The following is a 459-nucleotide window of genomic DNA, read 5'->3' as shown; positions in this document are numbered from 1 at the left end:
CTGTGGCAAGCGTTCTGTTTGCGCCGGACACTGCCTCCATCCCGGAGGAGCCCTCGGCGCGCATCGGGATTGCGACGGCAGTTGCGAGTCAAACCACGGTCGCGAACATCGATCGCGTCCTCGTCTACGCCGACCGCATGCAAGCGGGCGGTGACGGTGACTGCGCAACGATGATGATCAGCGACGCGATCCGCCGTGACGAGTCTATCGTTTCCGTGCCGGCTTTCATTGCAGCGCAATCCGGCTGGATCGGTGCCGCGATGGACGGCCGGTAAACCGGTTCCCTTTCAAGCAGTACATCCCATGCGGCGAGCTTTGGCTCGCCGCTTTTCATTTCAAGAGGCTATTTCCATGAACATCCTCAACGTTCACGAGCGTGTCATGCTCGCATCCCTTGGCATCTCCGTTTGGCGCGCACGTCGCTTCGATACCCGCGCCACGGAAGAGGTGGAAAAGAAC

Annotated in this window: 1 protein-coding gene; it reads left to right on the top strand. The window is 60.6% G+C overall.

The features are described from left to right. Positions 1-275: hypothetical protein (locus D7V77_RS42525; RefSeq protein ID WP_199734011.1), on the top strand; the 275-nt coding region annotated here is incomplete at its 5' end. Positions 276-459: the final 184 nt, after the last annotated feature.

This window comes from Corallococcus sp. CA041A (assembly GCF_003612075.1).
GTDB classification, from domain to species: Bacteria; Myxococcota; Myxococcia; order Myxococcales; family Myxococcaceae; genus Corallococcus; species Corallococcus exiguus.
This window is presented reverse-complemented; position numbering and strand designations above follow the sequence as displayed.